The organism is Tepidanaerobacter sp. GT38, from assembly GCF_021991635.1.
Taxonomy (GTDB): Bacteria; Bacillota; Thermosediminibacteria; order Thermosediminibacterales; family Tepidanaerobacteraceae; genus DTU063.
On the sequence record NZ_JAFFJA010000139.1, the window covers coordinates 1 to 1,366 of the forward strand.

Here is a 1,366-nt window from a genome sequence, read left to right on the forward strand (position 1 = left end):
TTTATTAATACATCCCGGGAATTACTTAAGTCTTTTACTGCACCAGAAGACCTGGCAGAAGCAGATCTATCAGAGCTAACCGCTTTTTTAAATAAGCATTCTCGGGGTAGGTTGGGAGTTGATCGGGCCAAACAGATACAAGCTCTGGCTAAAGGCACTTTTGGCATTAATATTGCGCTAGATGCTTTTACTCTTGAACTTCGATTATTAGTCGAACAAATTGAATTTATCGAAGAACAAATCAGTGTTATAGAAGAAGCCATTGAGCAAGTTATGGAGGAAATGCGGCCTAGTAAGGATACTGCTTATCGACATGTTTTAGAGACTATCCCTGGTATTGGACCTGTGCTTGCTGCTTCAATTATTGGAGAAATTGGCGATATTAACCGCTTTCCTAATGCTAAGGCTCTTGTGGCTTATGCTGGTTTAGATGCAACTGTGCGCTCTTCCGGTCAGTTTGAGGGTACCCGTAATCGTATTTCAAAAAGGGGTTCTCCTGTCCTAAGGCATAGTATTTGGCTCGCTGCTGTTTCTGCTAGACGTTTCAATCCGGAAATGAAAGAGTTTTTTGAGAAAAAACGCAGTGAAGGAAAGCATACCTTGGTTGCAACGGGTGCCGTAGCTCGCCGTATGGTTCACTTGATATACTCTCTATGGAAAGATAACAGGCCTTTTGACCCTAACTATCAATGGTCACCCACAAACTCTCGTTAGTACCAGAATCTCTATGTGGTTGTCAAAGAACAATTAAATATTTGTTGACTTTTCATAGCACGTCTTTAATTAATTCATTGCCTATTTAATTCCAAATTAAATACCTAGATTTTACAAAGCTTTCACTTTCATTACGTTATTTTAAAAACATTGCACTCTTATCTGTATGCTTATTTTTATACTCTATTCACTTCTTGAAAAATTTCTTATTGAGATTATACTGTATCAAATATAAAATCCCTTCCAATATTTTGTATTTAATTTTAAATCTTTAAATCTTTACTTTTCCCCTATCATTGATTTTACAACCTGCTTAACATTAATGAACAGAAAATATTATGTCATCTTTTGGTTTGATTGGGTAACTTTGCTTGAAGAAATATAGCAGATCTTTCATTCCCAAATCTTACAGTAATTATACTGATACTTGTAATAAAAATGGTGCCACGCCAGACTTTTCTACCTGACATAGCACCTTGAAGGTCAATACAAAAACACCTATTTACTCTTATGATTGCCTAACTGTAAAAGAAGCAAATGAAATTTTATCTTAAATTGCAATATTAAATGCGACACATTTTTTGGAAACCCGAATGATGTTGGGTTTCTCAATCATGAATTTTGAATTTAGAAGTTAGCCGCTTTATTTCCC

1 pseudogene is annotated in these 1,366 nt (G+C 35.8%); it reads left to right on the top strand.

The window, feature by feature from the left end:
* Positions 1-714: pseudogene (locus tag JT739_RS12525) on the top strand (IS110-like element ISCth7 family transposase); the annotation flags it as partial.
* Positions 715-1,366: the final 652 nt, after the last annotated feature.